The sequence below is a fragment of the Corynebacterium callunae genome (genome assembly GCF_046592015.1).
Classification (GTDB): domain Bacteria; phylum Actinomycetota; class Actinomycetes; order Mycobacteriales; family Mycobacteriaceae; genus Corynebacterium; species Corynebacterium callunae_A.
This window is the reverse complement of the sequence record NZ_JAWVOB010000014.1, coordinates 1-24,923: the sequence shown is the minus strand read 5'-3', so window position 1 is coordinate 24,923 and position 24,923 is coordinate 1. Positions and strand designations below refer to the sequence as shown.

The window sequence follows — 24,923 nt, the reverse complement described above, 5'->3', positions numbered from 1 at the left end:
AAAAAGGGCGGTATGCAGCTAACTGTAATCCCTTTTCAGGCCTAAAAAAAATGTTTTTCCAACTTTATCCAACCCCTACCCCAGCTTCATTCCGCGCTAGGCACTAGGTTTCATTCAAAGTTGTGAAGGGTTTCACAAATTCCTTGAGCTTTCCCCAGCACACAACCGCCTACTTAATAATTCTGAGAGTAGTTCCATTCTCCCCCCGCGGGGGTTCAACCTAAAGGTTGAGGAGCGTCATACTCGCCCCTGTGCGGCTGTGAAAACTTTTCAAAGTCTTGGTCGCACCAAAGCCCCAAATCCACTTTCCAAGCTTTATAAAGCCTGCCTAAGAAAGAATTTTTGGCACCGAATTTTTGCCGGCTCAATAGCACCCACCAACCCCATCCACAGATGCCAAAAACACCAAGGGCCACATCCCCGGAGAGAGAATGTGGCCCTTGAAAAATATGTGAAGTTTTAGAACTTAGAAGTCCCAGTCATCATCGGTGGTGTTTTCAGCCTTACCAATAACATAGGAAGAACCAGAACCAGAGAAGAAGTCATGGTTCTCATCAGCATTGGGGGAAAGCGCTGAGAGGATGTTCGGAGAAACCTTGGTTTCATCCGCTGGGAAGAGTCCCTCATAGCCCAAGTTGTTCAGCGCCTTGTTGGCGTTATAACGCAGGAAGCGCTTCACATCTTCAGTCCAACCGAGCTCATCGTAGAGGTCTTCGGTGTACTGGGTCTCATTGTCGTAGAGATCATAAAGCAGATCGAAGGTGTATTCCTTCAGCTCTGCCTGACGCTCCGGAGATTCCTTGGCAACAGCCTTTTGGTACTTATAGCCAATGTAGTAGCCGTGTACAGCCTCATCACGAATGATGAGTCGGATAACGTCGGCAGTGTTGGTCAACTTGGAGTGGCTGGACCAGTACATAGGAAGGTAGAAGCCAGAGTAGAAGAGGAAGGACTCCAAGATTACTGAAGCAATCTTGCGTTTTAGAGGATCTGCACCTTCATAGTAGGAAAGAATTATCTTGGCCTTGCGCTGCAGGTTCTCATTCTCCTCAGACCAACGAAAAGCATCGTTAATCATCGGGGTGGAGGCAAGGGTCATGAAGATATTGGAGTAGCTCTTTGCATGCACGGACTCCATGAACGCAATATTGGTGAGCACTGCTTCTTCATGCAGGGAATCTGCATCAGGCAGCAAGGAGATTGCGCCAACGGTGCCCTGGATTGTATCCAGCAAGGTCAAGCCGGTAAACACACGCATGGTGGCCTGCTTTTCCAGTTCACTGAGGGTGCCCCAGCTCTTGATGTCATTGGATACTGGCACCTTTTCTGGAAGCCAGAAGTTGCCGGTGAGGCGTTCCCACACCTCGAGATCCTTGGAATCTGGGATGGAATTCCAGTTAATGGCTTTCACTGGTGCAGTGTGAGCCTTTAGGTAGGAATCATGGGTATTCAGATCAGAATCGGCAGCCATATGGTGCGCTCTCCCCTTCTAACTATCGGTTTTAAGTGCTATTCCGGGAGGCCCGGCAAAACGCCAGCGCCATTCGACGCGGAGACAACACATTTAGAAACCAAGCATACCTTCCATATATTCCCCGAGTGCTTGCGAGCCTAAGCCTAGAAAAAACGACCATCCCTGAAGCCCCATGGATCACTTTTTCACCACCCGATGATTGTGAAGTTTTTCACATTATTCCACTCGTGTGAGTTCATTTTTGAGGCGTGGTCTATTATCAGGACGCCTTCAACCTTTTTGCAACGCCTTTTGAGGCCTCCACTCCCCCACAAGTTCAATTGCCTTTAATTATCGCTCTAAGCTCGCCGTATAGATAAACCTTTAAATCCTTTTGCTGAATTTAGAGTCATTTAAGGCCTCTAAAACGGCCCATTTTTAAGGCTTAACTAACCTTAGATAACTTAGCCAACCCAAAGGTAAAAATACGGGTTATGCTGGGCTAACCTATGCTGACAGCAAGAAAATACCGGTGTAGCTTAGGGACCATGACAATCAACGAGAAGATCGCATCAGCATTCAACAATCAGGTCACCGCAGAGCTCGAAGCTTCCATGGTTTACCTACAGCTCTCCTACGTTCTTGATGATTTGGGCCTCACTGGTATGCGCGACTGGATGAAGGCACAGAGCGAAGAAGAATTGGTACACGCACAGAAGTTTGCACAGCACTTGCTGGACCGTGACTACACCCCCCAAATTGGGGATATCGCTCCTCCAAAACTAGACGTTAATTCCGCACTTGACGCTTTTGAGGCTTCCCTGGCTCATGAGCAGAAGATCTCCGGAATGATCCGTGAACTAGCTGCTATCCAGGACGCTGAGAAGGACTACGATTCTCGCGCACTTATCGACTGGTTCCTCAATGAGCAGATCGAAGAGGAAGCAACCGTTAATGAGATCATCGACCGCCTGCGCATCGCTGGCGTTTCCGGCTCCGGCATCCTGCGTATCGACGGCGAGCTTGGCTCCCGCTAAGCAATAAAACCTACTATATCCTGCCTAAAGCTCCACCTTCTGAGAATTAACCCCCAGAAGGTGGAGCTTTTTGTTATTTCCACTGTTTTTTCTGGGAAATTACCGGCCAATGATCGCCAAACAAGCCATAATGGTAATTACATTAGATTTTCTATCCCTGCCGATATTTCAACGATATTTCAAAAGGAAGCATTTATGACCTCGACACCGGAGAATATCGACTCTTCAATAAACACCCACAATTCAGCAAAACCTCTTCTGGATAGCGTGCTTGATGAGCTAGGCCAGGAAATTGTGAGTGGCAAGGTGGCCGTTGGTGAAACCTTTAAGCTCCAAGATATTGGCGATCGTTTTGGTATTTCCCGCACCGTTGCTCGTGAAGCGATGCGCGCCCTAGAACAGCTGGGATTGGTTGCCTCCTCGCGCCGCATCGGCATTACCGTGCTTCCCACCGAGCAATGGGCAGTTTTTGATAAGGCTATTATCCGCTGGCGCCTTAATGATGAAGGACAGCGCGAGGCACAGCTGCAGTCTCTTACCGAGCTGCGCATTGCTATTGAGCCTATTGCTGCCCGCAATGTGGCGATGCATGCTTCCACTGAGCAGATCACCAAGCTAAAGGCTTTGGCTACAGAGATGCGCCAATTGGGTGAGTCCGGCAAGGGTGCCTCACAGCGTTTCTTGGAGGCAGATATCACCTTCCACGAACTCATTTTGCGTTATTGCCGTAATGAGATGTTCGCGGCTTTGATTCCGTCGATTAGCGCCGTTCTCGAAGGGCGCACCGCGCACGGCCTGCAACCCGACACCCCTGAGCGCGACGCCCTAGACAACCACGATAAGCTTGCCGATGCTCTCCTCGCCCGCGAAGCAGCCGCTGCGGAGGAGGCATCGCGCAATATCCTCAACGAGGTGCGCAGTACCTTGTCGCCTCGTAAATAAAACATAAAAAAAGTGGCTCCCACCATAAAGGTGGGAGCCTCTTTTTTAGGCCTTAAAGCATGCAGCTGACGCAGCCGTCGACCTCGGTGCCTTCAAGCGCGACCTGACGCAGACGAATGTAGTACAAGGTCTTAATGCCCTTGCGCCATGCGTAGATCTGAGCGCGGTTGATGTCACGGGTGGTGGCGGTGTCCTTGAAGAAGAGGGTCAAAGACAGGCCCTGGTCAACGTACTTGGTTGCCACAGCGTAAGTGTCGATGGTCTTCTCATAGCCAATTTCATAGGCGTCTTCGAAGTACTCCAGGTTGTCATTATCCATATGTGGAGCTGGGTAATAGACGCGGCCGATCTTGCCTTCCTTGCGGATCTCAATCTTGGACGCAATGGGGTGGATCGAAGAGGTGGAGTTATTGATGTAGGAGATGGATCCGGTTGGTGGAACCGCCTGCAGGTTGCGGTTAAACAGACCGTGCTCCATAACATCTGCCTTGAGCTGCGCCCAGTCTTCCACGGTTGGGGTGTGGATATTGGACTTCGCAAAAAGCTCCTTGACCTTGTCAGTTACTGGAGCGAACTCAGTAGCATCAAAGTTGTCGAAGTACTTACCGGAGGCGTAATCAGAGTTTTCGAAGTTGGCGAAACGCTGGCCACGCTCGCGTGCGATGGTGTTGGATGCGCGCAGGCACTGGTAAAGCACAGCTGCGAAATAAGCGTTGGTGAAGTCCAAAGCTTCTTCGGAACCGTAGTGCATGTGCTCGCGTCCAAAGTAACCGTGCAGGTTCATCTGACCCAGGCCGATGGCGTGAGCGGCCTCATTACCCTTGCGGATTGAAGGCACGGAATCGATGCTGGTCTGCTCAGAAACTGCAGTCAAACCACGAATTGCAGTCTCAATGGTCTTGGCAAAGTTGGGGGAATCCATTGCCATTGCCACGTTGAGGGAGCCTAGGTTACAGGAAATATCCTCGCCCACCTCGGCATAGCTAAGGTCATCGTTGAACTGTGAAGGGGTGGAAACCTGCAGAATCTCGGAGCAGAGGTTGGAGTGAGTAATGCGGCCTTCGATTGGGTTGGCTGCATTTACGGTGTCTTCATACATGATGTATGGGTAGCCGGACTCAAACTGAATTTCTGCCAGGGTCTGGAAGAACTGACGTGCGTTGATCTTGGACTTGCGGATGCGATCATCGTCAACCATCTCGTCATAAAGCTCGGTGATAGAGATGTCTGCAAAAGGCTTGCCGTAGATGCGCTCAACGTCATATGGGGAGAAGAGGTACATATCATCATTGCGCTTAGCCAGCTCAAAGGTGATATCTGGGATTACTACACCCAGGGAGAGGGTCTTAATACGGATCTTCTCATCAGCGTTTTCGCGCTTGGTGTCCAAGAAGCTCAAGATATCTGGGTGGTGAGCGTTAAGGTACACCGCACCTGCACCCTGACGTGCACCGAGCTGGTTAGCGTAGGAGAAAGCATCCTCGAGCAGCTTCATTACTGGGATAACGCCAGAAGACTGGTTTTCAATCTTCTTAATGGGAGCGCCAGCTTCACGCAGGTTGGACAGCAGCAAAGCCACGCCACCGCCGCGCTTGGATAGCTGCAAAGCGGAGTTAATGGAACGTCCGATGGACTCCATGTTGTCCTCAATACGCAGCAAGAAGCAGGATACTGGCTCGCCGCGCTGGGCTTTTCCGGAGTTAAGGAAGGTAGGGGTAGCTGGCTGGAAACGGCCAGACATAATCTCATCAACAAGGTTGGAGGCCAGCTCGCGCTCACCATCAGCCAAGGTCAATGCCACCATACAAACGCGGTCTTCAAAGCGCTCGAGGTAGCGGCGGCCGTCGAAGGTCTTCAGCGTATAAGAGGTGTAGTACTTATATGCACCCAGGAAGGACTGGAAGCGGAACTTATAAGCATAAGCCTGCTTGAAAAGATCCTTAATGAACTCAAAATCGTACTTCTCGAGCACGATGGGATCGTAGTAGTTGTTTTCTACCAGGTAATCCAGCTTCTCCTGAAGATTGTGGAAAAAGACGGTGTTCTGGTTAACGTGCTGCAGGAAGTACTGGTTTGCAGCTTCGCGATCCTTCTCGAACTGGATCTTGCCTTCATCATCATAAAGGTTAAGCAGAGCATTAAGGGCGTGGAAGTCCATCTGATCTCCACGAGGTATGACAGTGGTTCCTGTTGTAGACAAAGGAATGATCCCTTTCGAAGAAGTTTTGAAGAAGGTTTTTAAGTTATGAGTTGGTGGACGCTTGCGGTTCCAAGCCTAGAGCCTGGGCATTATTTATGAGTCCGGAGCGGAGAATATCCACGTCTTCCTCATTACCCATCAGCTCAAAGCGGTAGATATAGGGCACTTTACATTTCTGGGAAATGATGTCGCCTGCCCGCCCAAAGTCCGCACCAAAATTAGTATTTCCGCCGGCAACAACTGCGCGAATGAAACTGCGGTTGTGCTCATCATTAAGGAACCGAATCACCTGGGGAGGCACCGGCCGGGCATGTTCGCCGGACATCGTCACCCCTCCCCCATAGGTAGGAACTACCAAGGTATAGGGTTCATCAACTTTAAGCGGTTCCTCCACTCTGGTGAGTGGAATGCGCACATTGGGGAAACCCAGTTTTTGTACAAAACGGTGGGTGTTGTTGGTGGCCGAGGAGAAATAAACAATAAGCATCCTCGAACTCACTTCCCTTCTACAGGTGAAATACGAAACGCCGCCCACAAAGGCGACGCGGGAAAGGTCAAGGCTTTAGCGCCTGACACCTCAAAGTGCAGTCTGGCCGATTTTAGGCAGCTGCGGTAGCCATCTCACGGATGCGCTCTGGGCGGAATCCGGACCAGTGTGCGCCATCGGCTACGACGACTGGAGCCTGGAGGTAACCGAGTGCGAGAACGTACTCACGGGCCTCATCGTCAAGGCTGATATCAACGAGTTCATAGTCAAGGCCGGCACGGTCGAGTGCTTTCTTGGTTGCGTTGCACTGGACGCAAGCTGGCTTGGTGTAAACGGTGATTGCCATGATTTTGGACCTTCCCTCTCGGCTCCTGTAATTCACAAGGAGCCTCATCTCACTATTTTTCTGGCTTTTTTAAAAGTCTGTGTGTCGCTCTCGGCGACTTCCTCAAACACTATACTTTGTGGTGAATTAGTGCAACAAACACCATATATAGTAGTTACACCTTGAGTATTCCCAGGACGCCACCGAGTCAGACCCCATATATAGCGATAAGTTTCCCAGCCAAACCCAACCCTTGTAACTACATTCTTGTCATTTACCCAGCTCGCCCCATTTTTAAAGCTGGCACCGTTATCAAATTGTTACAAAGATTGCTTGCCGACGAGAAGCAGATGCTTTTCGACGCAAAAACGCCACTGCCCATTTCTGATAGTTAGGCAGTGGCATAAAAACAACCAGGCACCATATCTTCACTAGGAAGACACGATGCCTGGTTATCTATAAACCATGTTTAATCGAAAAGATTAACCCTGGCGAGCCTTGAAACGTGGCTCTTTCTTGTTGATCACGTAGACTTTGCCACGGCGACGCACGACCTGGGCGCCCGGCTTGTTCTTCAGCGACCGAAGGGAATTGCGTACCTTCATTCGGGCGCTCCTTTCTTTCATGCGCTATTTAAGGCTATTGAAGCTGTGTAGATATGCCTGAAAAATCGGGCATGATATACCAGCTATGACACGAGGAACTATCTTAACCGACAGGCACCTTAAACTCCAAAACCCTTTTCAAAGCCTAGTATGAACGTCATGACATCTACACGCTCAGAGATCATCAATGAACTAGGCGTTTTGCCCACTATTGATGCTGCCACCGAAATTGAAGCTCGCGTCCAATTCCTCGTGGATTATCTTCGCACCACCGGCGCTAAAGGATTTGTCCTTGGCATCTCCGGCGGCCAGGATTCCACCCTGGCCGGCCGTCTTGCCCAGCTAGCCGTGGAGAAGATTCGCGCTGAGGATTCCAGCGAGCACACCTTTTATGCTGTGCGTCTGCCCTACGCAATTCAGGCTGATGAGGACGATGCCCAGGTTTCCCTCGATTTTATTGCTGCTGACCATGAGGTCACCGTCAATATTAAGGATGCGACCGACGCTACCGACGCCGCAGTTGCTGCAGCACTTGGCTTGGATGAACTAACGGACTTTAACCGCGGCAATATTAAGGCTCGTCAGCGCATGATTGCGCAATATGCCATTGCTGGCCAGTTTGGACTCCTCGTTATCGGCACCGACCATGCCGCCGAGAATGTCACCGGCTTCTTTACCAAGTTTGGCGATGGCGCAGCTGATCTCTTGCCTCTAGCAGGACTAAGCAAGCGCCAGGGCGCTGCCCTACTCCAGGAACTAGGCGCCCCAGAAAGCACCTGGAAGAAAGTTCCTACCGCGGACCTGGAGGAAAACCGCCCCGCGCTTCCCGACGAAGAAGCTCTTGGCCTCAGCTACACCCAGATCGATGACTACCTGGAAAACAAGGGTGAACTTAGCCCTGAGGCCACTGCCCGTATTGAGCACCTGTGGACTGTGGGACGTCACAAGCGCCACGAGCCTGTTACCCCGCAAGATACGTGGTGGCGCTAACTTCTAGCGCGATAAGACGCAGCTGCCTGCCATAGCTTGGTCCATGGGAGGCAGCATGCACCGCTAAAGGATGGAGCTGATGCAGGGGGATTCGCTCGCGCCATCCGCTTGGCAAAGGACTAATTTCTTCATAGCCTGCTTGAATTTCTGAGAGATAGGGTGCTCCAAATAAATCAAGCATGGCCAAATCGGTTTCGGGGTGGCCACCATGAGCTGCGGGATCGATAAATACTGGGCCGGAATCTCCAAAAAGTAGATTTCCAGCCCAGAGATCACCGTGGATGCGAGCTGGCGCGACAGTAACTTCAAGTTTTTGGATACGCGCACAGACATTAATGATGAGTTCTAGGGTGTCGCCATCAATATGATTGCGATTTTTGGCCCTCTGGGCGAAGGGTAAAACTCTTTGGGTGGCATAAAATTCCCCCCAGGTTTTCGTCGCAAAGCAACTTTGTTGCTGGGTGCCTATATAGTTTGGCCCTTCCCACCCCGCTGGTGGACTCCCGAAGGCCGGTGCCCCGGCGCGGTGAATGCGGGCTAGGGCGCGGCCGGCAGCGCGCGCGGCGGTCGGTGTGGGTGGCACAAGGTTGATGGCGCGGGTGGAGATGTGGTGATCATCAACCGAAACAACCTCTGCTACCTGTGGTGATGCCTCGCCTAACCACCGCAATCCAGCAGCCTCTGCGCGCGCGGCCTGCGGTTGTGCCGGCCGTTTTGTGAAAACCTCCACTTTTAGTAGCGCTCTGGCTCCTCGCCCAAAGTGAAGGCGCGACCGGAAATATTGTTGGGCACAATGCGCACGTAGTTGTACTTGAGGGTCGGGATCCATGGCTTGAGATCAAGGGTGTCAGCGTGGGCGATCTCTTTAAGATCCTTGACCAGCTCGGCTTCGCCGCGGATGACTACTGACCAAGCCTTGCCGTCTTTGACCTCATCGGCTTCAAAGAGCACATCGTGATTGAGGTTAATGCTAAAAAGTTTGTTGCCCTCGGCGGTGCGGAAATAAATATTGCCCTCATCAATCACATAGTTAACGGGGAAAATATCCATATCATCGCTGCGTCGCACCACAATGCGTCCGAGGCTGAGGGTTTCTAGCTTCTTGAGGGCCTCTTGCTCGTTGAGGATTACTACGGGGTTTTCCATGGTGTTTCCACTCCCAATCACAGTCCTGAGGAACCAACTTTGGCGCTTTGACATCGCCTTTAAAAGGTGAAGCGCTACTGCCAAGTGTAGTCCTCAAGACCGAGCAAGGTGGGGCTAATTGATTCGCACTGCGGTGCGCCCGTGCAGCTTTCCGGCCATCAAATCAGCACCTGCTTGGGCGACATCCTCGAGGTTGATCACGGTAGTCATCTCATCGAGCACCGCCGTGTCAAGCTTTTCTGAAAGTAGTGCCCAGGCGCGTCGGCGCAGCTCAAAGGGGGCGTCAACGGAATTGATTCCCACCAAATGCACCCCGCGCAAAATAAAGGGCAGGACGGTTCCGGGGAGATCTGGGCCTTGAGCTAGGCCACAGGAAGTGACCACTCCACCCCATTTTGTTTGCGCTAAGGCGTTGACCAACGTGTGCGATCCCACAGAGTCAATGACTCCTGCCCAGCGTGCTTTTTGCAAAGGACGTCCAGGCTCGGAGAATTCAGCGCGCTCGAGAATCTCCGTGGCTCCGAGGCTGCGCAGAAAATCACCATGTTCTGCTATGCGGCCGGTGACCGCTGCTGTTTTGAAGCCCAATTGCTGCAGTAGGTGCAGGGAAATTGCGCCCACACCACCGGTGGAACCTGTGACCAGGATTTCTCCATCTTCAGGCTTAACACCCTGCTTGAGGAGCGCGTCAACAGACAATGCGGCGGTATAACCAGCCGTGCCCAGTGCTGCGACTTGTTGGGCGCTGAAGTTATAAGGGATATGCAGCAGGAACTCTGCTGGGACTTTAAGTCTTTGGGTGAAGCCACCATGGCGGTTTTCGCCCAGACCGGCACCATTAAGAACTACCTCATCGCCGCGGCCAAAACGTGGCTCTGCGCTTTCGATGACAGTTCCAACGGCATCAATGCCAGGAATAAGTGGCCAGGTGCGAACGATACCTTTATCTCCGCGGAGCGCCATCGCATCCTTGTAATTAAGGCTTGACCAGCCAACCTCAATGAGGACTTCACCATCTCCAAGGAACGCAGGATCATGGGAGGTATCTAGGTATTCGGTGTGTGGGTTTCCATCCTCGTCGCGGCTGAGGATAACACTGTGGATCGGACCAATCGGATCAGAATGTGCTGGTGTCATAGCGCCCGAGTCTAGCGAAAAACATCTTTTTAGACATTGGTTTTGGCACTTCCCGAATTTTTGACCCCTTTTACTCCTGCTGCGCGGAAGCGGTGATCTCATAGGATCTAATGCGCGCGGAATGATCAAAGATCTCCGCCTGCACCAGAATTTCATCCGCTCCGGTTTTGGTAGCAAGATCTGCAAGGCCCTGTTTTACTGTTGGGGCATCTCCAATGATGGTTTCACTTAACTGCGATTCTGCAGAGTTTCGTTGTTGTGCGCTCCATTTATCCCAGAGAGTTTCGGGATCAACTGGTGGTTGCAAAGGCATAGGTGTGCCACGATCGACCAGAAGATACTTCTGATAGAGGGTGGTGGCCAAACGCTCAGCCTCTTGCTGGGTATCGCCGGCAATGACACTTACTGCCACCATGACATAAGGCTTTTCCAGAGTCTCCGAGGTCACAAAGCTATTGCGATAAGTTCTAGTGCAACCGCCATATTTACAGGTGCAAAATGTCCGGCAAAAACAAACGGCAGGCCCGCTTGTCCGGCTAGCTGAGCACTAAAGGTACCTGAGCCATGTAGCCACATGGGCACCTTTGTCCCCTCTCCCGGAATGGCATGAAATTGCATTCTTCCATCAGCTGTACTCAGGCCGGTTCCATGCAAAAGAGCCCGCAATTGATTTACTTTTTCGGGATAATCCGTTGCACCTTGTGCAGGATTAAGCAGCTGAGCGGTAAAGCGGTCTGCACCTGGGGCACGGCCGAGACCTAGGTCAATGCGATCTGGGAAATATGAAGCCAAGACTCCGAATTGTTCTGCAATCGACAGTGGTGAATAGTGCGACAACAAGGTGGCTGCGGAGCCTACGCGGATGGAGTTAGTGCCCGCTGCAACTCGGCCGATAATTAGTGAGGAAGCCGAGCTAGCCATCCCCTGCCAATTGTGATGTTCAGCCAGCCAAAACCTTTTAAAGCCCAGGCGTTCTACTGCCTGCGCCAAATCTAAGGTGTTCTCCAGCGCTTGCTGGGCTGTTTGCCCTTCCAAGATTGGTGCTGGATCCAACACTGATAAAGCGGGAAGACTCATAAGGAACTCCTAATATAGATAGATCGAGATGTCTCGATTAGTCTAAGTCTTCTTATGCAACTTGCGCCACCTGCGAAGTTTTTAAGGCCGGGCGCAGCTAGAGACTTCTAGTTTTGCGCCTTTGCAGCAGAATCGCCCTCCTCCTGCGCCGCCTGAGCCTCTTTATCAAAATCCTCACGAGCTTTCTCGATGGCACTGTAATTTTCCAGCGCCCAGTGCACAATAAAACGGGCAGGCTTTAGCAGGGTTTTTCCCAATTCAGTGAGCTCATAGTCAACTCACTGCGGAACCTGGGGATACACTGTGCGAGTGTGGAATTTTTATTCTTTCCCATGGTTTGACCATTGACCGTGTGCGCGGGGCTCGCATCATTACCGCTGACGGCAGTGTTCACTGGGCTGATGCCCAGAATGAAACTGATCTATTCTGTCGATATTCCATGTTGACATTTAAAACACTTGTCACGGAACAAGCACAGCCTTCGGCATCGTCCCAAATTTGTTAGGAATTGCGATGCCATATGCAAGCAATGGATTCGCCGCGAGAATTGGTTCAACCGTGACATCAAGCCAGTCCTCACAAAGTCCTGACCTCGTGACAACATCATCGAGCGCAATGCGCAACCCGGTTACGAAGATAAACAAATGAACGCACCTGTCCCGGCAGAAGTTTGCGAGAAGTGCCCATCGATTCTGCAACCTCATCCAACACACCCGACTAGCCAGAGGCTTCCAAGAGCCTTGACAAGGTTCCGAAGGAAAATGCTTCTACCGCGGCCCAAATCGGCATGCGGTAATAAGCCTCCGGCTTGTAGGACCGGCCGTGCTTGATTTCATCTCGATAATGCGAAACGAAAGTCTCTTTGCTCCTATCGAGATTCGCAAGTAGGAACTCCTCAACCCGCTCAGCATCCACTGCAGGTGACTGTGTAAATCCTTCACCCCGCGCAAACATCCCTGTTACCCCAACATGTCGACCATAGGCATAGGCGAATCTTGTTCGAAGAAGAACTTCCAAGGGATGTAGAACCTCGTCAAGGAGCGTAATTAATGTCTATTCCGACTTATACAAATCACGGAATTTTCAAGACGCGTACCCTCAATGAATCTGTTATCACCATGCTGAGGATCATGCTGCCAGTATCGGAAATACCCCTCGAATCGGAAATAGTTCACTTTCGATAAGAATTCTGAAGCCTGGTCTCTGTCTACTATTTCCATGCCACGCTCGGCAAGGAGCTCCACTTGGTTCTGAAAGCTAAACCAATCTTTTGTCATCCAAGCAGCCTCCTAGGAAAAAGAAAGGCCCCGGTCATTTATGCATTCCCTAAAGGGAAGAGGCCCGACCGGGGATCAATCACTCTTCATTGTATAAGCAAAAACGAGCAAAGCAAGCGAGACCCCACCTATCCCCCAGCGACACGCTAATCGGCGCTTCGATGAACCGTTTAGCGTGTAGCCTTCAGTATCCCCGTTCCATTGCGCACGAGCTTAAAGGGTGAGAAGTTACCCTAAGATTCCTCCAGAAGATCCATATCCACTCTGAGGAATCCGACTTAATCTCAACTGAGGAAAAGGGCCACTAACTGGAGAAATGACGAAAACCGCAGGTCTGGTGTGACCTGCGGTTTTTCGATTGGTGGAGCTAACGGGATTCGAACCCGTGACCCCCACACTGCCAGTGTGGTGCGCTACCAGCTGCGCCATAGCCCCTTTGGGTAATTCAATTGTGCAGATCATCCCTTGCGGGAAATCTGAGTGGAGCTAACGGGATTCGAACCCGTGACCCCCACACTGCCAGTGTGGTGCGCTACCAGCTGCGCCATAGCCCCAAATTTCAACTCTTGTAAATCTAGTCGAGGGCTAATCAATTATCCAAATCGGCTGCATGTTCGCAACTACCACTAAATTTAACCGGGTCCAAGAAGCCCAAAATTCCCCTATCCCACCAGGTTTTTCGTCGAAAAGCGCTGAGAAAAATAGCTGGTGAAAACGGGGAATTTTTAAGGGTTAAGCCCTAGGAACCGAGGACTGCTGGGATCCACTGGCTGATGTCAGCAACGTCGACATCCTTGCCGTCCTGGAGGACACGTGGGGAGGAAAGGCTACCGGTGGTTTCGGTGAGCTCTTCGCCATTAGCGGTACCAAGATCATAAGCACGCTGAACGTTATCGCTATTGCGGACGGTCTCAACAGTGGCGGAATCTACGCCCTTTGCTTCCAGTGCATCAGCGAAATCTTCATCAGACCAAATGTTGGCAATTTCGTCCTGCTCCTCAAGAAGGAAGGTGCGGAAGTTCCAGTACATTTGCGCATCATTGGTATCAGCAACAGCCAAAGCTGCAGCCAAAGAGTGGGTGGAGTGGCCATCAATGTTGTCACGATCGAGGAAGTTAAGTGGCTTGATCTCAACGATGAGGTTGCCGGCTTCGATCTCAGACTTCATCTCAGCGTCAGTTGCTTCTGCAAGCTCAGCGCAGTGAGGGCAAGAATAATCTTCATAAAGCTGGACGATCTCTGCATCTGCCTTGGCATCAGGGGATGAAAGAGTAATGGAGTCTTCGGAAACTTCCATGGTCATGGTGGTGTCTTGGAACTCACGGTCTGCAAATAGCGCGGCTTTATTGCCCTGGCCATTAACCACGATAAAACCAACTACGACGATGGCGATGACGACAATTGCCACCAATGCCCAGAGGAAGTTCTTGCTTCCACCTTGGGTCGGATTCTGGACTTTATTGCTCACTTGTTGCCTTACCTTGTTTTGTTCAATTTGCTGGACTAAGCCCGATTGCCAGACCAAGCCCGATTTTCGAGCTACCCGTCTGCCAGGCCATCCGATTTGGGAACAACCCGAAAAGGAGTAACCCAGTAGATATAGCACACCAGACCAAACACAGCTTGAAAATTACTGGCTAAGCGCCTACGCACTCACCGAACCTAAAAAAGTTTGGCGATTTCAACACTTAAACACTTCTTTGACCTTAAACTATCTGCTGATTATTTGACACGTCCACTACCTACTCGAGACCAGATTCACAGCAGAAATCCGGAAAACCGCAGAGAAACCCGGAGAAATGCTGGCAAAAGCCCCAATTAATCAGCTAGATCCCAGACTCGATACCCAGGACCCCTGGGCCTTCAGCCAAGCAGGCCAAGCCAAGCAGCCCCAACCTGACCAGACCAGGCCAGGCTCCAACCGGACCCTGCCAGCCAGGCCAGGCCCAGCCAAGCCCGCCCCATCCCCTACTGCCCGAGGACTTCGCTAACCAGCGCCTGGGCTTCACGCTGGACCTGCTTGAGGTGCTCTTCGCCCTTGAAGGACTCAGCGTAAATCTTGTACTTGTCCTCGGTACCGGAAGGACGCGCTGCAAACCACGCATTTTCAGTGGTCACCTTCAGACCACCAATGGCAGCGCCATTACCAGGAGCCTCGGTGAGCTTTGCGGTAATAGGCTCTCCTGCCAGTTCAGTAGCGGTGACCTGCTCTGGGGAAAGCGCCTTGAGCACAGCCTTTTGCTCGCGGTTAGCTTCAGCATCGGTGCGGGCATAAGCAGGAGCACCAAATTCCGCAGCCAATTCGGCATAACGCTGGGATGGGGTTTTGCCGGTGACGGCAATGATTTCCGCAGCCAGCAGGTCCAAGATGATGCCATCCTTATCGGTGGACCAGGTGGTGCCGTCCATACGTAGGAAGGAAGCACCTGCGGATTCCTCACCACCGAAGCCGATTTCACCAGAGATAAGGCCTGGCACGAACCACTTAAAGCCCACTGGAACTTCCACCAGGGTGCGGCCAAGCTTTGCCACCACGCGGTCAATCATGGAGGAGCTCACCAAGGTCTTGCCCACGGCGGTGTCCTGGGACCAGCCCGGACGGTGTGCAAAAAGGTACTCAATCGCGACAGCCAGGTAGTGGTTAGGGTTCATCAGCCCTGCATCTGGGGTAACAATTCCGTGTCGGTCAGCGTCAGCGTCATTGCCGGTGGCGATATCAAACTTGGTGGCGTTCTCAATGAGGGAAGCCATGGCATGTGGGCTGGAGCAGTCCATACGGATCTTGCCATCGGTATCCAGGGTCATAAAGCGGAAGGTGGCATCCACATGGGGGTTGACCACAGTTAGATCCAGATCAAAGGTCTCTGCAATTGCGCCCCAGTAGTCCACCGAAGCACCACCCATAGGATCGGCGCCAATGCACACGCCGGCCTTGCGGATGGCTTCAATATCCACCACATTTGGCAGGTCAGCGATATAAATGCCCTTGAAGTCATAGCGGCCAGCGCGTTCATCCAGCACACCGCTCACTGGAATTCGCTTAACGCCCTCAAGGTCAGCGCGCAGCAGATCATTGGCGCGGGCAGCAATCCAATCAGTGGCATCGGTATCCGCAGGGCCACCATTGGCTGGGTTGTACTTAAAACCGCCATCACGAGGTGGGTTGTGGGAAGGGGTAATTACAATTCCATCGGCTAGCGCGGCGTCAGCCGCGGTGGCGTTATGGCGCAAAATGGCATGGGACACTGCCGGGGTCGGGGTGTAGCGGCCGTCAGCGTCGACAAGCACCTCTACCCCGTTGGCCAGCAGCACCTCAAGGGCGGACACCATGGCTGGCTCGGAAAGCGCGTGGGTGTCGCGACCAATAAAGATGGGGCCACCCAGGCCCTGCGCGGTGCGATAATCCACAATTGCCTGCGTGGTGGCCAGAATATGATTTTCATTGAAGGCACTATCGAGTGCGGAACCGCGGTGACCAGAGGTACCAAAAACGACCTGCTGATCCGGATTATTTACATCGGGTTTGCGGGTGAAATATGCGGTTACCAGCTCCGCAACATCAATTAGATCCGCAGGCTGTGCCAACTGCCCGGCGCGCTCATGTGCCATAACTTAAATCCTCCATAGCTTGGTGCCAATACTTCCTTTCATCTTCCCCTCAAAAGCAATTGCGTGCAGAACTTCCGCAAAAATTCACCCTGTAAGGTGTATTTTTATGCTGAATGTGAGGGCCGGACTGGCAGTGGGCACCGGCGCCGCGCTGGGCGCTTGCACGCGTCTAGCACTGACGATGCTGCTGGGTGCAGGTCTGTGGCCAATTTTGGCCATTAATATCCTCGGCGCCTTTTTAATGGGCTGGCGCCGCCCCGGCGCTTTCTGGGGCACCGGTTTCCTGGGCGGTTTCACTACCTTCTCCGCCATGATGCTTGTCGACGAAAACCTCCTGCCCTACCTCCTCGGCACCTCTTTGGCATGTATCTCCGCGTGGTTTATTGGCGATCGGCTCGCATCATGATTTTTGTCATTGTGGCTTCGGCTGCTTTTGTTGGCGGATTTTTACGCTGGTTGTTGGCACAATTAATGCCCGGCAAAAAGGCCACCTTAATGGCCAACATCCTTGCCTGTTTGGTGGGTGGGTTTGTGATCTCCCGGGATTTCTCCGCTTTGGAAACCGCACTGCTCATCACTGGTTTTTGTGGAGCCCTATCCACCTGGTCCACCCTGGCCAAGGAATTAGGCACCTTAATTAAGGCGCGGCACTGGTGGGAAATGTTAGGTTATTTAGCCCTTACCTTGTTTTTGGGTTTTGCTGCGCTCAAGCTCGGCGCTGCGCTTTAGGAAACCACCAAGGTGACCAAAAGCCCCAACAATAAGGCAACTGGCACTCCAAATAGGATAATGGCCCAGATCTTTCCTGCGGTTCGCCCAATGTTAAAGGTGAAGTGTCCGCCCATGGGTGAAGTTTCAACCAGGACCCGTTTATCCTCTGGGTCATTATAAAAAATGCCCCAGGTTTTCCCGCGCTCAGATTCCGTCTTGGGATATTTCTGCTCAATTTCTTTCATATCTTTGACAATCACCCATATAAAGGCGGCCGTGGCTAAAAGCAGAACCAGCAGCGTAATTACTATTCCCCAATTGGACTGGGTGGGCCGATAGGAATCCAATAACAACCCCAAAACTGCCAGGTTAATAAGGAACATATACCAACCCAAATGCTTCATCGTGGAGTCTAAGCCCCACCAAGTGCGCTGCGCTTCATTGGCGGTTTGTGCTCCGCCAGGGTCAGTTATATGGGCCGATTGCATACGGATAAGCGCTTGACCACCAATTAAGGTGAGCACAATAATGGCTGGCCCTAAGAAAATGAGTGAAACAAAGGTTCTTAAGGATTTTGCTTCCCAATTATCTGCTTCACCAGCAGCATTCCAGTGCACCGGCATGGGGTCTGGCAGCTGTGGGTAATAAGTGGTGATGAGTACCGCTGCGATGATGAGGGTGGTTATCACAATGGCGATAATCCATCTCCAGCGGAAATCCACAGGTGGAAGTTTTGGCATCTTTTCCCTGCTAACACTCATAGAGCCCAGGTTATCAGGCATGCAAAAAACCCCGCAGTAAGCTTGATCTGCTCACTACGGGGTTAAAGATGAGGTCAAAGAGAAGTACTACTTGGCGATCCCAGCTGGTTCGGAAACGGTGGCCTTATCAATGGCAGCACCGCCCTTTTCTGCAGCATCCCACAGATCCTTATCCCAGATTCCTTCACGCTTAGCCACGATCAAAGGCACGAGAGCCTGTCCGGTGACGTTGGTTGCGGTACGTCCCATATCGATAATTGGCTCGATAGCCAGCAGGAGGCCAACGCCTGCCAAAGGCAGACCCAGGGTGGAGAGGGTGAGGGTCAACATCACGGTTGCGCCGGTGGTACCTGCAGTAGCTGCAGATCCCAACACGGATACCACCATGATCAGGACATAGTCCATGAGGCTCAAGTCAATGCCGTAGAACTGCGCCACGAAGATTGCTGCGATGGCTGGATAAACAGCTGCGCAACCATCCATTTTGGACGTTGCACCAAGTGGCACGGCAAAGGAGGCATAAGCACTTGGTACGCCCAAGGACTGTTCAGTCACGCGCTGGGTTACCGGCATAACACCCATGGAGGAACGGGTAACAAAACCCAGGCTGGTAACAGGCCATATGCGCTTGAAGAAGCCGGTGACAGAGAGTCCATGCAGCTTCAAAACAACTGGGTAAATAACCAGCATGACAATAGCCAGGCCAATGTAGATGGCGAGCACAAACTTGCCCAGGGAGCCCAAAGCAGACCAGCCATAAACAGCTACTGCCTTACCAATAAGTGCTGCGGTACCAATTGGTGCGAGGCGGATGATCCACCACAAGATGGTTTGAACGATCTTGAGGAAGGATTCGGTGAACTGCAGGAAAGGCTCTGCTGCTTTACCAGCCTTCACAGCTGCCACACCAATGGCGATGGAAATAACCAGGATCTGCAGCACATTGAAGGTGAGGCTAACGCCATTGCTTTCGCTATAGGATCCGGAAAGTCCCAAGATATTTACTGGAACCACAGATTCCAAGAAGGCGTACCAGCTACCAACGTGGGAAGGTTCGGCGGCGTTTCCGGCATCGATGGAGGATCCCACACCTGGTTGCATAATCAAGGCGACTGCAATACCTGCGAGTACCGAGAAGAATGCGGTGATGGCGAACCATACCAAGGTGGATACTGCCAGGCGGGCTGCGTTGGTAACCTCACGCAGCTTGGCAATACTGGTAATAACTGCGCCGAAGACTAGTGGCGGGATCATTACCTTCAGCAAGGTAACGTAGGTGGATCCGATGCCTTCAAGCAAACCAGTTAACCAGCTGCTTTCACCTTCTGTGGCGCCGCTATCCAAGCCTCGGGCAATGAAGCCGAGGATAAGTCCGATAATTAAGCCGGCGATAACTTGGGCGCCAAACCCTGTCATCCAACCGGGCAGGCCAGTGCGGCCTGTTTTTGCAGTGGCGGTAGCCATGCGTAGCACTCCTTTGAGCCGTGCGTTGAATTGAATTCATATCACCTTAGACCCACCTTAAAAAATAGTCAAACTTGTCTGCCAAAGTCAGACAGACCTGTCTATCATTCCCCTAAAGCCGCAGCACAAAGGGCCTTGAAGAGAAAATTCCTCAAGGCCCTTTTCTAGACAACTTAGTCGGTAATGGCTTCTAGCGGAGGTGTCCGCGAAGCCCTACTTGCTGGCCACAGGGCAGCAATCACGCCAACCACTGCAGAACCAACCAACATGAGTCCGATCTGATCCCACGGCACAGAGACTGCTGCATCAAGTCCTTCGCCAGACATCACTGTGACAAAGGCCCAGCCCAATCCCAAGCCAATGGCAATGCCAACCACCGCACCATAAATAGCGATCTGCACGGATTCCAGGGTGATCATGGTCCTTACCTGACCACGCTTCACACCAACTGCACGCAACATACCAATCTCTTGACGGCGTTCAATCACATTCAGTGCAAGAGTATTGATAATGCCGATAATCGCCACGATGACAGACAGCGCAAGCAGCGCATAAAGAATATTCATCATGGTATTGATCATGGAAACAGTTGCACCGGCGCTCTCCGCGGCCGACTGCACCTGAATCACAATATAGTCAGCAACGGCATCTTCCAGATTGGTGCGCAACTGCGCCTGATCAAAGCCGTCAACGCCATTAACCAGCATCATCTGTGGGATGGTCTGATCGCCAGCCGGGGTATCAGCCAGGGATGCAGAAGAAATCATCATGGTACCAATTGCATCATTGCCGCTGTAGGTACCAATCAGCTCAATTTGGCCAATCTCCTGTCCCAATACGCTCAGCGGGACAGATTCACCCACAGCCCAGCCCTGATCCTCAGCGAAAGTCTTATCCGCCACGAAGCCAGGGTTGGAAAGATCCAAGGTGCCTGCGGTTTCTTCAGACTTAATGACCGAGCCCAAATCACCATCGGCAACAAAACTAAATGCTTGTCCCATTTGTGCATAAGAGGACTGATCATCCACCGCTGCAGTGTTCATACCGATCATGACCACATTGGCCACACCTTCAGCGGCGCGCACATCATTCACCGATTCTTTAGGCATGGTGATGGACGCATTTCGTGGTCCCTGCAGCACATAATCCGCAGTGATCTGCTCTTCCATCATGTCTGCAACGGCTTCCTTCATCGTTGCCGACAACATTCCAATCGCGGTCACCAGTGCAATACCCAGCGTCAAAGCGAAGGCAGTGGTTGCGGTGCGCCGCGGGTTGCGGCGCGAGTTGGTTGCTGCAAGCTTGCCGACGCTTCCAAACGGCGCTCCCAACACTCGACCAAGTCCACCCACGACTGGCATGGACATTGCAGGCGAGAAGAAGAAGGTACCAACGATAACAAAGAGAGCACCAATGCCCACCAAGATGGAACGCACAGTGGTGGAGGCATCTCCAAGCATGGCACCCATAAGGGCGAAGCCTGCGCCCAGGAGCAAAATAACGGCACCAATAATGGTACGCACAAGCATGGAACGCACAGTGGTGGTTTCCATATTGCGCATTGCTTCTACTGGCTTTACCTGACCAGCGCGACGAGCCGGAGCCCAAGCACTAATAACAGTAACCACGGTGCCCAAGACCAGAGCAGTAATCACGGCGGTCGGGGTAAGGCCCACGCTTGAGCCCATAGGCATATCAAAACGATTAAGCACAGTGGAGATAATCCATACCAGACCCATGCCGCCGAGCACGCCGAGTGCGGAACCAAAAAGTCCCACAATAATTGCTTCAAAAACCACCGATCGGGTGAGCTGACCTGGTGCGGTACCAAGGGCACGCAGCAGGGCGAACTCACGCATACGCTGCGCCACAATCATGGAGAAGGTATTGGCAATAATAAAGGTGCCCACCAAAAGCGCGATCAGGCCAAAGGCGATGAGGAAGTACTGTACAAAGGCCAGGGCATCACGGATGGCTCCGGTGGTTTGCTCAACCAGCGCCTCGCCGGTCTCCACCGAATAACCCGAGCCCAATTCGGCGCTGAGTGCGTCGACAAGCTGCTGCGGGCTAGTGCCCTCGGCGGCTGAAATTTTCAGCCCCGGAACAGTGGCACCATCGGTGTAACGCTGCAGGTAGGCTCCTTCTGCCATAAGGATATTGAGGGCTGATGCGGAGTCAGTTTTAGAGGACACCAAGCCGCTGACGGTGACGTTATAGCGGCCCTCGGAATCAACAACCAGCAGCTTATCGCCCACATTAATGCCCCGAGATTCGGCACCGGCCTGGGTAACCGCAACCTCTTCAGTACTTTCAGGCCACTCCCCTGCTGCGAGTTCACCATTGCTGCCCACCGATTCTTCTGGTGAATAAGCAATGCTTAGCGAGGTTCCATTAGGAACTTGGATGGCTTTGGAATCTGCGTCAGCCAAGACCACGGATTGGGAGGCATTGATATTAATGCCATCGATGCGAGAATCCGCGCGCAAGGAATTAAGGGTATCAACGGGAACTCCAGCGGTAGTCGCATCCGCGGAGCTCACCACCACATCAACGCCGTCGAGGCTATCGGAAATAGCTTCATCAAAGGTGGAGGAGAGCGCATTGGTAAACATCATTGCGCCGGAGACAAAAGCGGTACCAAGTACCACGGCCAAAACCGTCAGCAGTAATCGAACCTTATGCGCTCCAATATTGCGCATACTGATTTTGCGCATTGTCGAGCCTGAACTCATCGGGCAACATCCTCAATTCCATTCATGGTAGCCAGGATGTCTTCAATCTTGGGATCAAAAAGCTCATTAACAATGCGACCATCGGCCAAGAAAATAACACGATCGGCATAGGACGCTGCACGAGCATCGTGGGTAACAATCACCACGGTTTGATCATCCTCATCAACTGCGGTGCGCAAAATATCAAGCACCTCAGCAGAGGAATTGGAGTCCAGGTTACCGGTGGGCTCATCGCCAAAGATGATCTCTGGGCGCGAGACCAGCGCGCGGGCACAGGCCACACGCTGCTGCTGACCACCTGAAAGTTCAGCTGGGCGGTGCTTGAGGCGCTCAGCCAAACCCAAACGGTTGGTGATCTCATCAAACCACGCCTGATCTACCTTGCGGCCCGCAATATCAGTAGGCAGGGTGATGTTCTCCGCGGCGGTGAGGGTAGGCACCAAGTTAAACGACTGGAAAATAAAGCCCAGGCGGTCACGGCGCAGGGAGGTCATGTCCTTATCTTTAAGCTTGGACAGATCCGTATCACCGATAAAGGCAGAACCGGAGGTTGCAGCATCAAGGCCAGCCATGCAGTGCATCAAAGTGGATTTGCCGGAGCCGGAAGGTCCCATGATGGCAGTAAATTTGTTCTTTTCAAATTCCACATTGACATGGTCCAGGGCGGTCACGGTGGTATCACCCTGGCCATAGGCCTTGTACAAGTTCACTGCCCGGGCAGCAGCCTCGCCCATGACAGGACGGGTGGAATCAATATCAGTAACAGGGGTGAAAGATGTATTCTCCTTCTGCTCCACCCGGTCATCCGAGTTGTGGTTTGGGGTGCTCGCGGCAGGATTAGTCATGAACTACGATGCTTTCCTTCTATTCGTGATACGGAAATAGGGACTAAAACCAAGCTCCCGCCCATGGGCGGGCATGCCAGGTACTAGTGCCAATCTACCGGAGGACCTGGACACAGAAATCAGGGAAGACCCCCAGATATGTACTTAAAAATTCTGCCCCTGTTCAATTATTTCCCATTGGCCCCAAAACCATTGCCTTAAAGCCTGCTCAAGGCGCTATATGACAGTTCTGAAGCAGCTTCCACACTCAGGTAGGGGTAGCTGGCGTGCTTTTGGGGAGGCGAAGTTATTAGAACAGAGGTGTCTTAATTCACGAATATGCGTAGGCTCAAGGCATGAATCAGCCACAAAACGAGCCACACAACGTGGCTCAAAATGACATTGATATTAAGCCCCGTTCCCGCGACGTCACCGATGGAATTGAACGTGCTGCCGCCCGTGGCATGCTCCGCGCAGTCGGAATGGGTGATGATGACTGGGTAAAGCCACAAATTGGTGTGGCCAGCTCCTGGAATGAAATCACTCCCTGTAACCTCAGCCTCAAAAAGCTCGCAGGTTTTGCCAAAGATGGCATCCACGCTGCGGGCGGTTATCCCCTCGAGTTCGGCACCATTTCCGTCTCCGATGGTATCTCCATGGGCCATGAAGGAATGCACTACTCTTTGGTCTCCCGAGAGGTGATCACCGACTCCGTGGAAACCGTCATGAGCGCCGAGCGTCTTGATGGCTCCGTGCTTATGGCCGGTTGCGATAAGTCCATCCCAGGCATGCTCATGGCTGCTGCTCGACTCAACCTCTCCTCTGTATTCCTCTACAACGGCTCCACCATGCCAGGCACCGCCCGCCTGTCCGATGGCACCGAAAAGGAAGTCACCCTCATCGACGCCTTCGAGGCAGTCGGAGCTTGCCGTGCAGGCAAGATCAGCGAGGCTGATGTGGATGCCATTGAGCGCGCCGTTTGCCCAGGTGAAGGTGCCTGTGGCGGTATGTACACCGCCAACACCATGGCTTCAGCCGCTGAGGCAATGGGCATGTCCCTGCCGGGTTCTGCTGCCCCTCCTGCCATCCACCGCGACCGCACCCAGTACGCCCGCCGTTCCGGTGAAGCCGTAGTGGGACTCCTGGAAAAGGGCATCACCGCCCGAGACATCATCACCCGCGAATCCCTGCTCAACGCAGTCGCCGTGGTCATGGCCCTGGGTGGTTCCACCAACGCAGTGCTGCACCTCATGGCTATCGCCCACGAGGCAGAGGTTGACCTCAAGCTCTCTGACTTCAACGAGGTTGGCGATAAGGTCCCTCACCTCGGCGACCTCAAGCCATTCGGCCGCTACGTCATGAACGATGTCTTTAAAATTGGCGGCATTCCGGTTGTCATGAAAGCGCTTCTCGACGCCGGCCTCATCGATGGCAGCTGCCTTACGGTCACCGGCAAAACCGTTGCAGAAAACCTGGCAGATATTAACCCACCAGACCCAGACGGCAAGATCCTGCGTGCCATCAACAACCCCATCCACGCTACCGGTGGTCTGAGCATCCTCAAGGGCTCCTTGGCTCCTGAAGGTGCCGTTGTGAAGTCCGCAGGTTTTGATGCTGACCGCTTTGAAGGCACCGCTCGCGTATTCAACCAGGAACAACCTGCAATGGATGCGGTTCTTAATGGAGAACTCAAGAAGGGTGACGTTGTGATCATCCGCTATGAGGGTCCAAAGGGTGGACCAGGCATGCGTGAAATGCTAGCAATTACCGGTGCTATCAAGGGTGCCGGCATTGGCAAGGACGTCCTGCTAATTACCGACGGCCGCTTCTCCGGTGGTTCCACGGGCCTCTGCATCGGCCATGTTGCCCCCGAGGCTGTCGACGGTGGCCCCATCGCCCTTGTTGAGGATGGCGACGCCATTCTTGTTGATATCCCATCCAGGCGTATTGACTTGCTCGTGGATGAAAGTGTCCTCGAGGAGCGTCGTAGCCGCCTTGAGCATCCTCATAACCACCGTCTGCACGGTGTGTTAGGTAAGTACGCCAAGCTCGTTCAATCTGCTTCTGTTGGTGCTATTACCACCTAAAAGCACCAAAGAGGGAGGGGAAAGGTTAAAATCCTTTCCCTTCCCTCTTTTATCTATAT

Annotated in this window: 24 protein-coding genes and 2 tRNA genes; 6 read left to right on the top strand and 20 right to left on the bottom strand. The window is 52.6% G+C overall.

The features are described 5' to 3' along the window. Window positions 1–466: 466 nt before the first annotated feature. Window positions 467–1,471, bottom strand: a complete 1,005-nt coding sequence (nrdF, locus tag SFC07_RS12920; protein ID WP_411208722.1) for a class 1b ribonucleoside-diphosphate reductase subunit beta — start codon at window positions 1,469–1,471, stop codon at window positions 467–469. Between the two features lie 530 nt (window positions 1,472–2,001). Here nrdF and SFC07_RS12915 point away from each other — a divergent pair. Then, window positions 2,002–2,490, top strand: coding sequence for a ferritin (locus tag SFC07_RS12915; protein ID WP_411208721.1), 489 nt, complete (start codon window positions 2,002–2,004; stop codon window positions 2,488–2,490). A 195-nt stretch (window positions 2,491–2,685) separates the two neighbouring features. Further along, window positions 2,686–3,432: a FadR/GntR family transcriptional regulator gene (locus SFC07_RS12910; protein WP_411208720.1), complete on the top strand. Its 747-nt coding sequence runs from the start codon at window positions 2,686–2,688 to the stop codon at window positions 3,430–3,432. A gap of 52 nt (window positions 3,433–3,484) precedes the next feature. Here SFC07_RS12910 and nrdE read toward each other — a convergent pair whose 3' ends face one another. From nrdE to ykgO, 4 genes are all read right to left on the bottom strand, one after another. Beyond that, a complete protein-coding gene (gene nrdE, locus SFC07_RS12905; protein ID WP_411208730.1) occupies window positions 3,485–5,590 on the bottom strand; it encodes a class 1b ribonucleoside-diphosphate reductase subunit alpha in 2,106 nt (701 codons plus the stop codon). 85 nt (window positions 5,591–5,675) lie between these two features. After that, window positions 5,676–6,119: a class Ib ribonucleoside-diphosphate reductase assembly flavoprotein NrdI gene (nrdI, locus tag SFC07_RS12900; protein WP_411208719.1), complete on the bottom strand. Its 444-nt coding sequence runs from the start codon at window positions 6,117–6,119 to the stop codon at window positions 5,676–5,678. A 112-nt stretch (window positions 6,120–6,231) separates the two neighbouring features. Beyond that, window positions 6,232–6,465, bottom strand: coding sequence for a glutaredoxin-like protein NrdH (gene nrdH / locus SFC07_RS12895; protein ID WP_411208718.1), 234 nt, complete (start codon window positions 6,463–6,465; stop codon window positions 6,232–6,234). A gap of 461 nt (window positions 6,466–6,926) precedes the next feature. Continuing rightward, window positions 6,927–7,049 (bottom strand): type B 50S ribosomal protein L36, encoded by a 123-nt coding sequence (gene ykgO, locus SFC07_RS12890; protein WP_003857945.1) that lies wholly within the window; start codon window positions 7,047–7,049, stop codon window positions 6,927–6,929. Window positions 7,050–7,208: 159 nt separating this feature from the next. Here ykgO and nadE point away from each other — a divergent pair, with 159 nt between their 5' ends. Next, window positions 7,209–8,039 carry an ammonia-dependent NAD(+) synthetase gene (nadE, locus tag SFC07_RS12885; RefSeq protein ID WP_411208717.1) on the top strand — a complete coding sequence of 277 codons (831 nt, stop codon included), beginning with the start codon at window positions 7,209–7,211 and terminating at the stop codon, window positions 8,037–8,039. Here nadE and SFC07_RS12880 read toward each other — a convergent pair. From SFC07_RS12880 to pgm, 11 genes are all read right to left on the bottom strand, one after another. Then, window positions 8,011–8,769 (bottom strand): fructosamine kinase family protein, encoded by a 759-nt coding sequence (locus tag SFC07_RS12880; RefSeq protein WP_411208716.1) that lies wholly within the window; start codon window positions 8,767–8,769, stop codon window positions 8,011–8,013. The two genes, nadE and SFC07_RS12880, sit on opposite strands and share 29 nt — an antisense overlap. A gap of 2 nt (window positions 8,770–8,771) precedes the next feature. Continuing rightward, window positions 8,772–9,185 (bottom strand): pyridoxamine 5'-phosphate oxidase family protein, encoded by a 414-nt coding sequence (locus SFC07_RS12875; RefSeq protein ID WP_411208715.1) that lies wholly within the window; start codon window positions 9,183–9,185, stop codon window positions 8,772–8,774. A 114-nt stretch (window positions 9,186–9,299) separates the two neighbouring features. Further along, the gene (locus SFC07_RS12870) at window positions 9,300–10,322 is read right to left on the bottom strand and encodes an MDR family oxidoreductase (RefSeq protein ID WP_411208714.1); all 1,023 of its coding nucleotides are present in this window, start codon (window positions 10,320–10,322) and stop codon (window positions 9,300–9,302) included. 70 nt (window positions 10,323–10,392) lie between these two features. Then, a complete protein-coding gene (locus SFC07_RS12865) occupies window positions 10,393–10,770 on the bottom strand; it encodes a hypothetical protein (RefSeq protein ID WP_411208713.1) in 378 nt (125 codons plus the stop codon). After that, complete coding sequence (locus tag SFC07_RS12860; RefSeq protein ID WP_411208712.1) at window positions 10,767–11,399, bottom strand: MsnO8 family LLM class oxidoreductase; 633 nt, start codon at window positions 11,397–11,399, stop codon at window positions 10,767–10,769. Before SFC07_RS12860 ends, SFC07_RS12865 begins: the two co-directional genes overlap by 4 nt. A 107-nt stretch (window positions 11,400–11,506) precedes the next feature. Then, on the bottom strand, window positions 11,507–11,656 hold the full coding sequence (locus SFC07_RS12855) for a hypothetical protein (RefSeq protein ID WP_411208711.1): 150 nt from the start codon (window positions 11,654–11,656) through the stop codon (window positions 11,507–11,509). 460 nt (window positions 11,657–12,116) lie between these two features. Further along, the gene (locus tag SFC07_RS12850; RefSeq protein ID WP_411208729.1) at window positions 12,117–12,446 is read right to left on the bottom strand and encodes an Abi family protein; all 330 of its coding nucleotides are present in this window, start codon (window positions 12,444–12,446) and stop codon (window positions 12,117–12,119) included. Window positions 12,447–13,035: 589 nt separating this feature from the next. Further along, window positions 13,036–13,111 (bottom strand) — tRNA-Ala (locus SFC07_RS12845). 46 nt (window positions 13,112–13,157) lie between these two features. After that, window positions 13,158–13,230: transfer RNA gene (locus SFC07_RS12840), tRNA-Ala, on the bottom strand. 185 nt (window positions 13,231–13,415) lie between these two features. Further along, on the bottom strand, window positions 13,416–14,144 hold the full coding sequence (locus SFC07_RS12835; RefSeq protein WP_411208710.1) for a DsbA family protein: 729 nt from the start codon (window positions 14,142–14,144) through the stop codon (window positions 13,416–13,418). Window positions 14,145–14,644: 500 nt separating this feature from the next. Then, entirely contained in the window at window positions 14,645–16,285 is a 1,641-nt protein-coding gene (gene pgm / locus SFC07_RS12830; protein WP_411208709.1) for a phosphoglucomutase (alpha-D-glucose-1,6-bisphosphate-dependent), read from the bottom strand. A gap of 106 nt (window positions 16,286–16,391) precedes the next feature. Here pgm and SFC07_RS12825 point away from each other — a divergent pair, with 106 nt between their 5' ends. Beyond that, a complete protein-coding gene (locus SFC07_RS12825) occupies window positions 16,392–16,691 on the top strand; it encodes a fluoride efflux transporter family protein (protein WP_411208708.1) in 300 nt (99 codons plus the stop codon). Then, a complete protein-coding gene (locus SFC07_RS12820) occupies window positions 16,688–17,014 on the top strand; it encodes a fluoride efflux transporter FluC (RefSeq protein WP_411208707.1) in 327 nt (108 codons plus the stop codon). Before SFC07_RS12825 ends, SFC07_RS12820 begins: the two co-directional genes overlap by 4 nt. On the opposite strand, the gene SFC07_RS12815 is transcribed toward SFC07_RS12820, so the two are convergent. From SFC07_RS12815 to SFC07_RS12800, 4 genes are all read right to left on the bottom strand, one after another. Further along, entirely contained in the window at window positions 17,011–17,757 is a 747-nt protein-coding gene (locus SFC07_RS12815; RefSeq protein ID WP_411208706.1) for a DUF1648 domain-containing protein, read from the bottom strand. The genes SFC07_RS12820 and SFC07_RS12815 overlap by 4 nt on opposite strands. An 87-nt stretch (window positions 17,758–17,844) precedes the next feature. After that, the gene (locus SFC07_RS12810; protein ID WP_411208705.1) at window positions 17,845–19,221 is read right to left on the bottom strand and encodes a dicarboxylate/amino acid:cation symporter; all 1,377 of its coding nucleotides are present in this window, start codon (window positions 19,219–19,221) and stop codon (window positions 17,845–17,847) included. A gap of 173 nt (window positions 19,222–19,394) precedes the next feature. Continuing rightward, entirely contained in the window at window positions 19,395–21,953 is a 2,559-nt protein-coding gene (locus SFC07_RS12805) for an ABC transporter permease (protein ID WP_411208704.1), read from the bottom strand. Continuing rightward, entirely contained in the window at window positions 21,950–22,798 is an 849-nt protein-coding gene (locus SFC07_RS12800) for an ABC transporter ATP-binding protein (protein ID WP_411208703.1), read from the bottom strand. Before SFC07_RS12800 ends, SFC07_RS12805 begins: the two co-directional genes overlap by 4 nt. 335 nt (window positions 22,799–23,133) lie before the next feature. On the opposite strand from SFC07_RS12800, the gene ilvD reads away from it, so the two are divergent. After that, entirely contained in the window at window positions 23,134–24,864 is a 1,731-nt protein-coding gene (ilvD, locus tag SFC07_RS12795; RefSeq protein ID WP_411208702.1) for a dihydroxy-acid dehydratase, read from the top strand. Window positions 24,865–24,923: the final 59 nt, after the last annotated feature.

What these genes read in the sequence shown, in the direction of transcription:
- SFC07_RS12810 (WP_411208705.1), bottom strand. Translation starts at nt 19,221, where the DNA reads ATGGCTACCGCCACTGCAAAAACAGGCCGCACTGGCCTGCCCGGTTGG.
- ilvD (WP_411208702.1), top strand. Translation starts at nt 23,134, where the DNA reads ATGAATCAGCCACAAAACGAGCCACACAACGTGGCTCAAAATGACATT.
- nrdI (WP_411208719.1), bottom strand. Translation starts at nt 6,119, where the DNA reads ATGCTTATTGTTTATTTCTCCTCGGCCACCAACAACACCCACCGTTTT.
- SFC07_RS12820 (WP_411208707.1), top strand. Translation starts at nt 16,688, where the DNA reads ATGATTTTTGTCATTGTGGCTTCGGCTGCTTTTGTTGGCGGATTTTTA.
- SFC07_RS12915 (WP_411208721.1), top strand. Translation starts at nt 2,002, where the DNA reads ATGACAATCAACGAGAAGATCGCATCAGCATTCAACAATCAGGTCACC.
- nrdE (WP_411208730.1), bottom strand. Translation starts at nt 5,590, where the DNA reads ATGGACTTCCACGCCCTTAATGCTCTGCTTAACCTTTATGATGATGAA.
- SFC07_RS12860 (WP_411208712.1), bottom strand. Translation starts at nt 11,399, where the DNA reads ATGAGTCTTCCCGCTTTATCAGTGTTGGATCCAGCACCAATCTTGGAA.
- SFC07_RS12870 (WP_411208714.1), bottom strand. Translation starts at nt 10,322, where the DNA reads ATGACACCAGCACATTCTGATCCGATTGGTCCGATCCACAGTGTTATC.
- pgm (WP_411208709.1), bottom strand. Translation starts at nt 16,285, where the DNA reads ATGGCACATGAGCGCGCCGGGCAGTTGGCACAGCCTGCGGATCTAATT.
- SFC07_RS12910 (WP_411208720.1), top strand. Translation starts at nt 2,686, where the DNA reads ATGACCTCGACACCGGAGAATATCGACTCTTCAATAAACACCCACAAT.
- nadE (WP_411208717.1), top strand. Translation starts at nt 7,209, where the DNA reads ATGACATCTACACGCTCAGAGATCATCAATGAACTAGGCGTTTTGCCC.
- SFC07_RS12875 (WP_411208715.1), bottom strand. Translation starts at nt 9,185, where the DNA reads ATGGAAAACCCCGTAGTAATCCTCAACGAGCAAGAGGCCCTCAAGAAG.
- SFC07_RS12805 (WP_411208704.1), bottom strand. Translation starts at nt 21,953, where the DNA reads ATGAGTTCAGGCTCGACAATGCGCAAAATCAGTATGCGCAATATTGGA.
- SFC07_RS12815 (WP_411208706.1), bottom strand. Translation starts at nt 17,757, where the DNA reads ATGAGTGTTAGCAGGGAAAAGATGCCAAAACTTCCACCTGTGGATTTC.
- SFC07_RS12825 (WP_411208708.1), top strand. Translation starts at nt 16,392, where the DNA reads ATGCTGAATGTGAGGGCCGGACTGGCAGTGGGCACCGGCGCCGCGCTG.
- nrdF (WP_411208722.1), bottom strand. Translation starts at nt 1,471, where the DNA reads ATGGCTGCCGATTCTGATCTGAATACCCATGATTCCTACCTAAAGGCT.
- SFC07_RS12800 (WP_411208703.1), bottom strand. Translation starts at nt 22,798, where the DNA reads ATGACTAATCCTGCCGCGAGCACCCCAAACCACAACTCGGATGACCGG.
- ykgO (WP_003857945.1), bottom strand. Translation starts at nt 7,049, where the DNA reads ATGAAGGTACGCAATTCCCTTCGGTCGCTGAAGAACAAGCCGGGCGCC.
- nrdH (WP_411208718.1), bottom strand. Translation starts at nt 6,465, where the DNA reads ATGGCAATCACCGTTTACACCAAGCCAGCTTGCGTCCAGTGCAACGCA.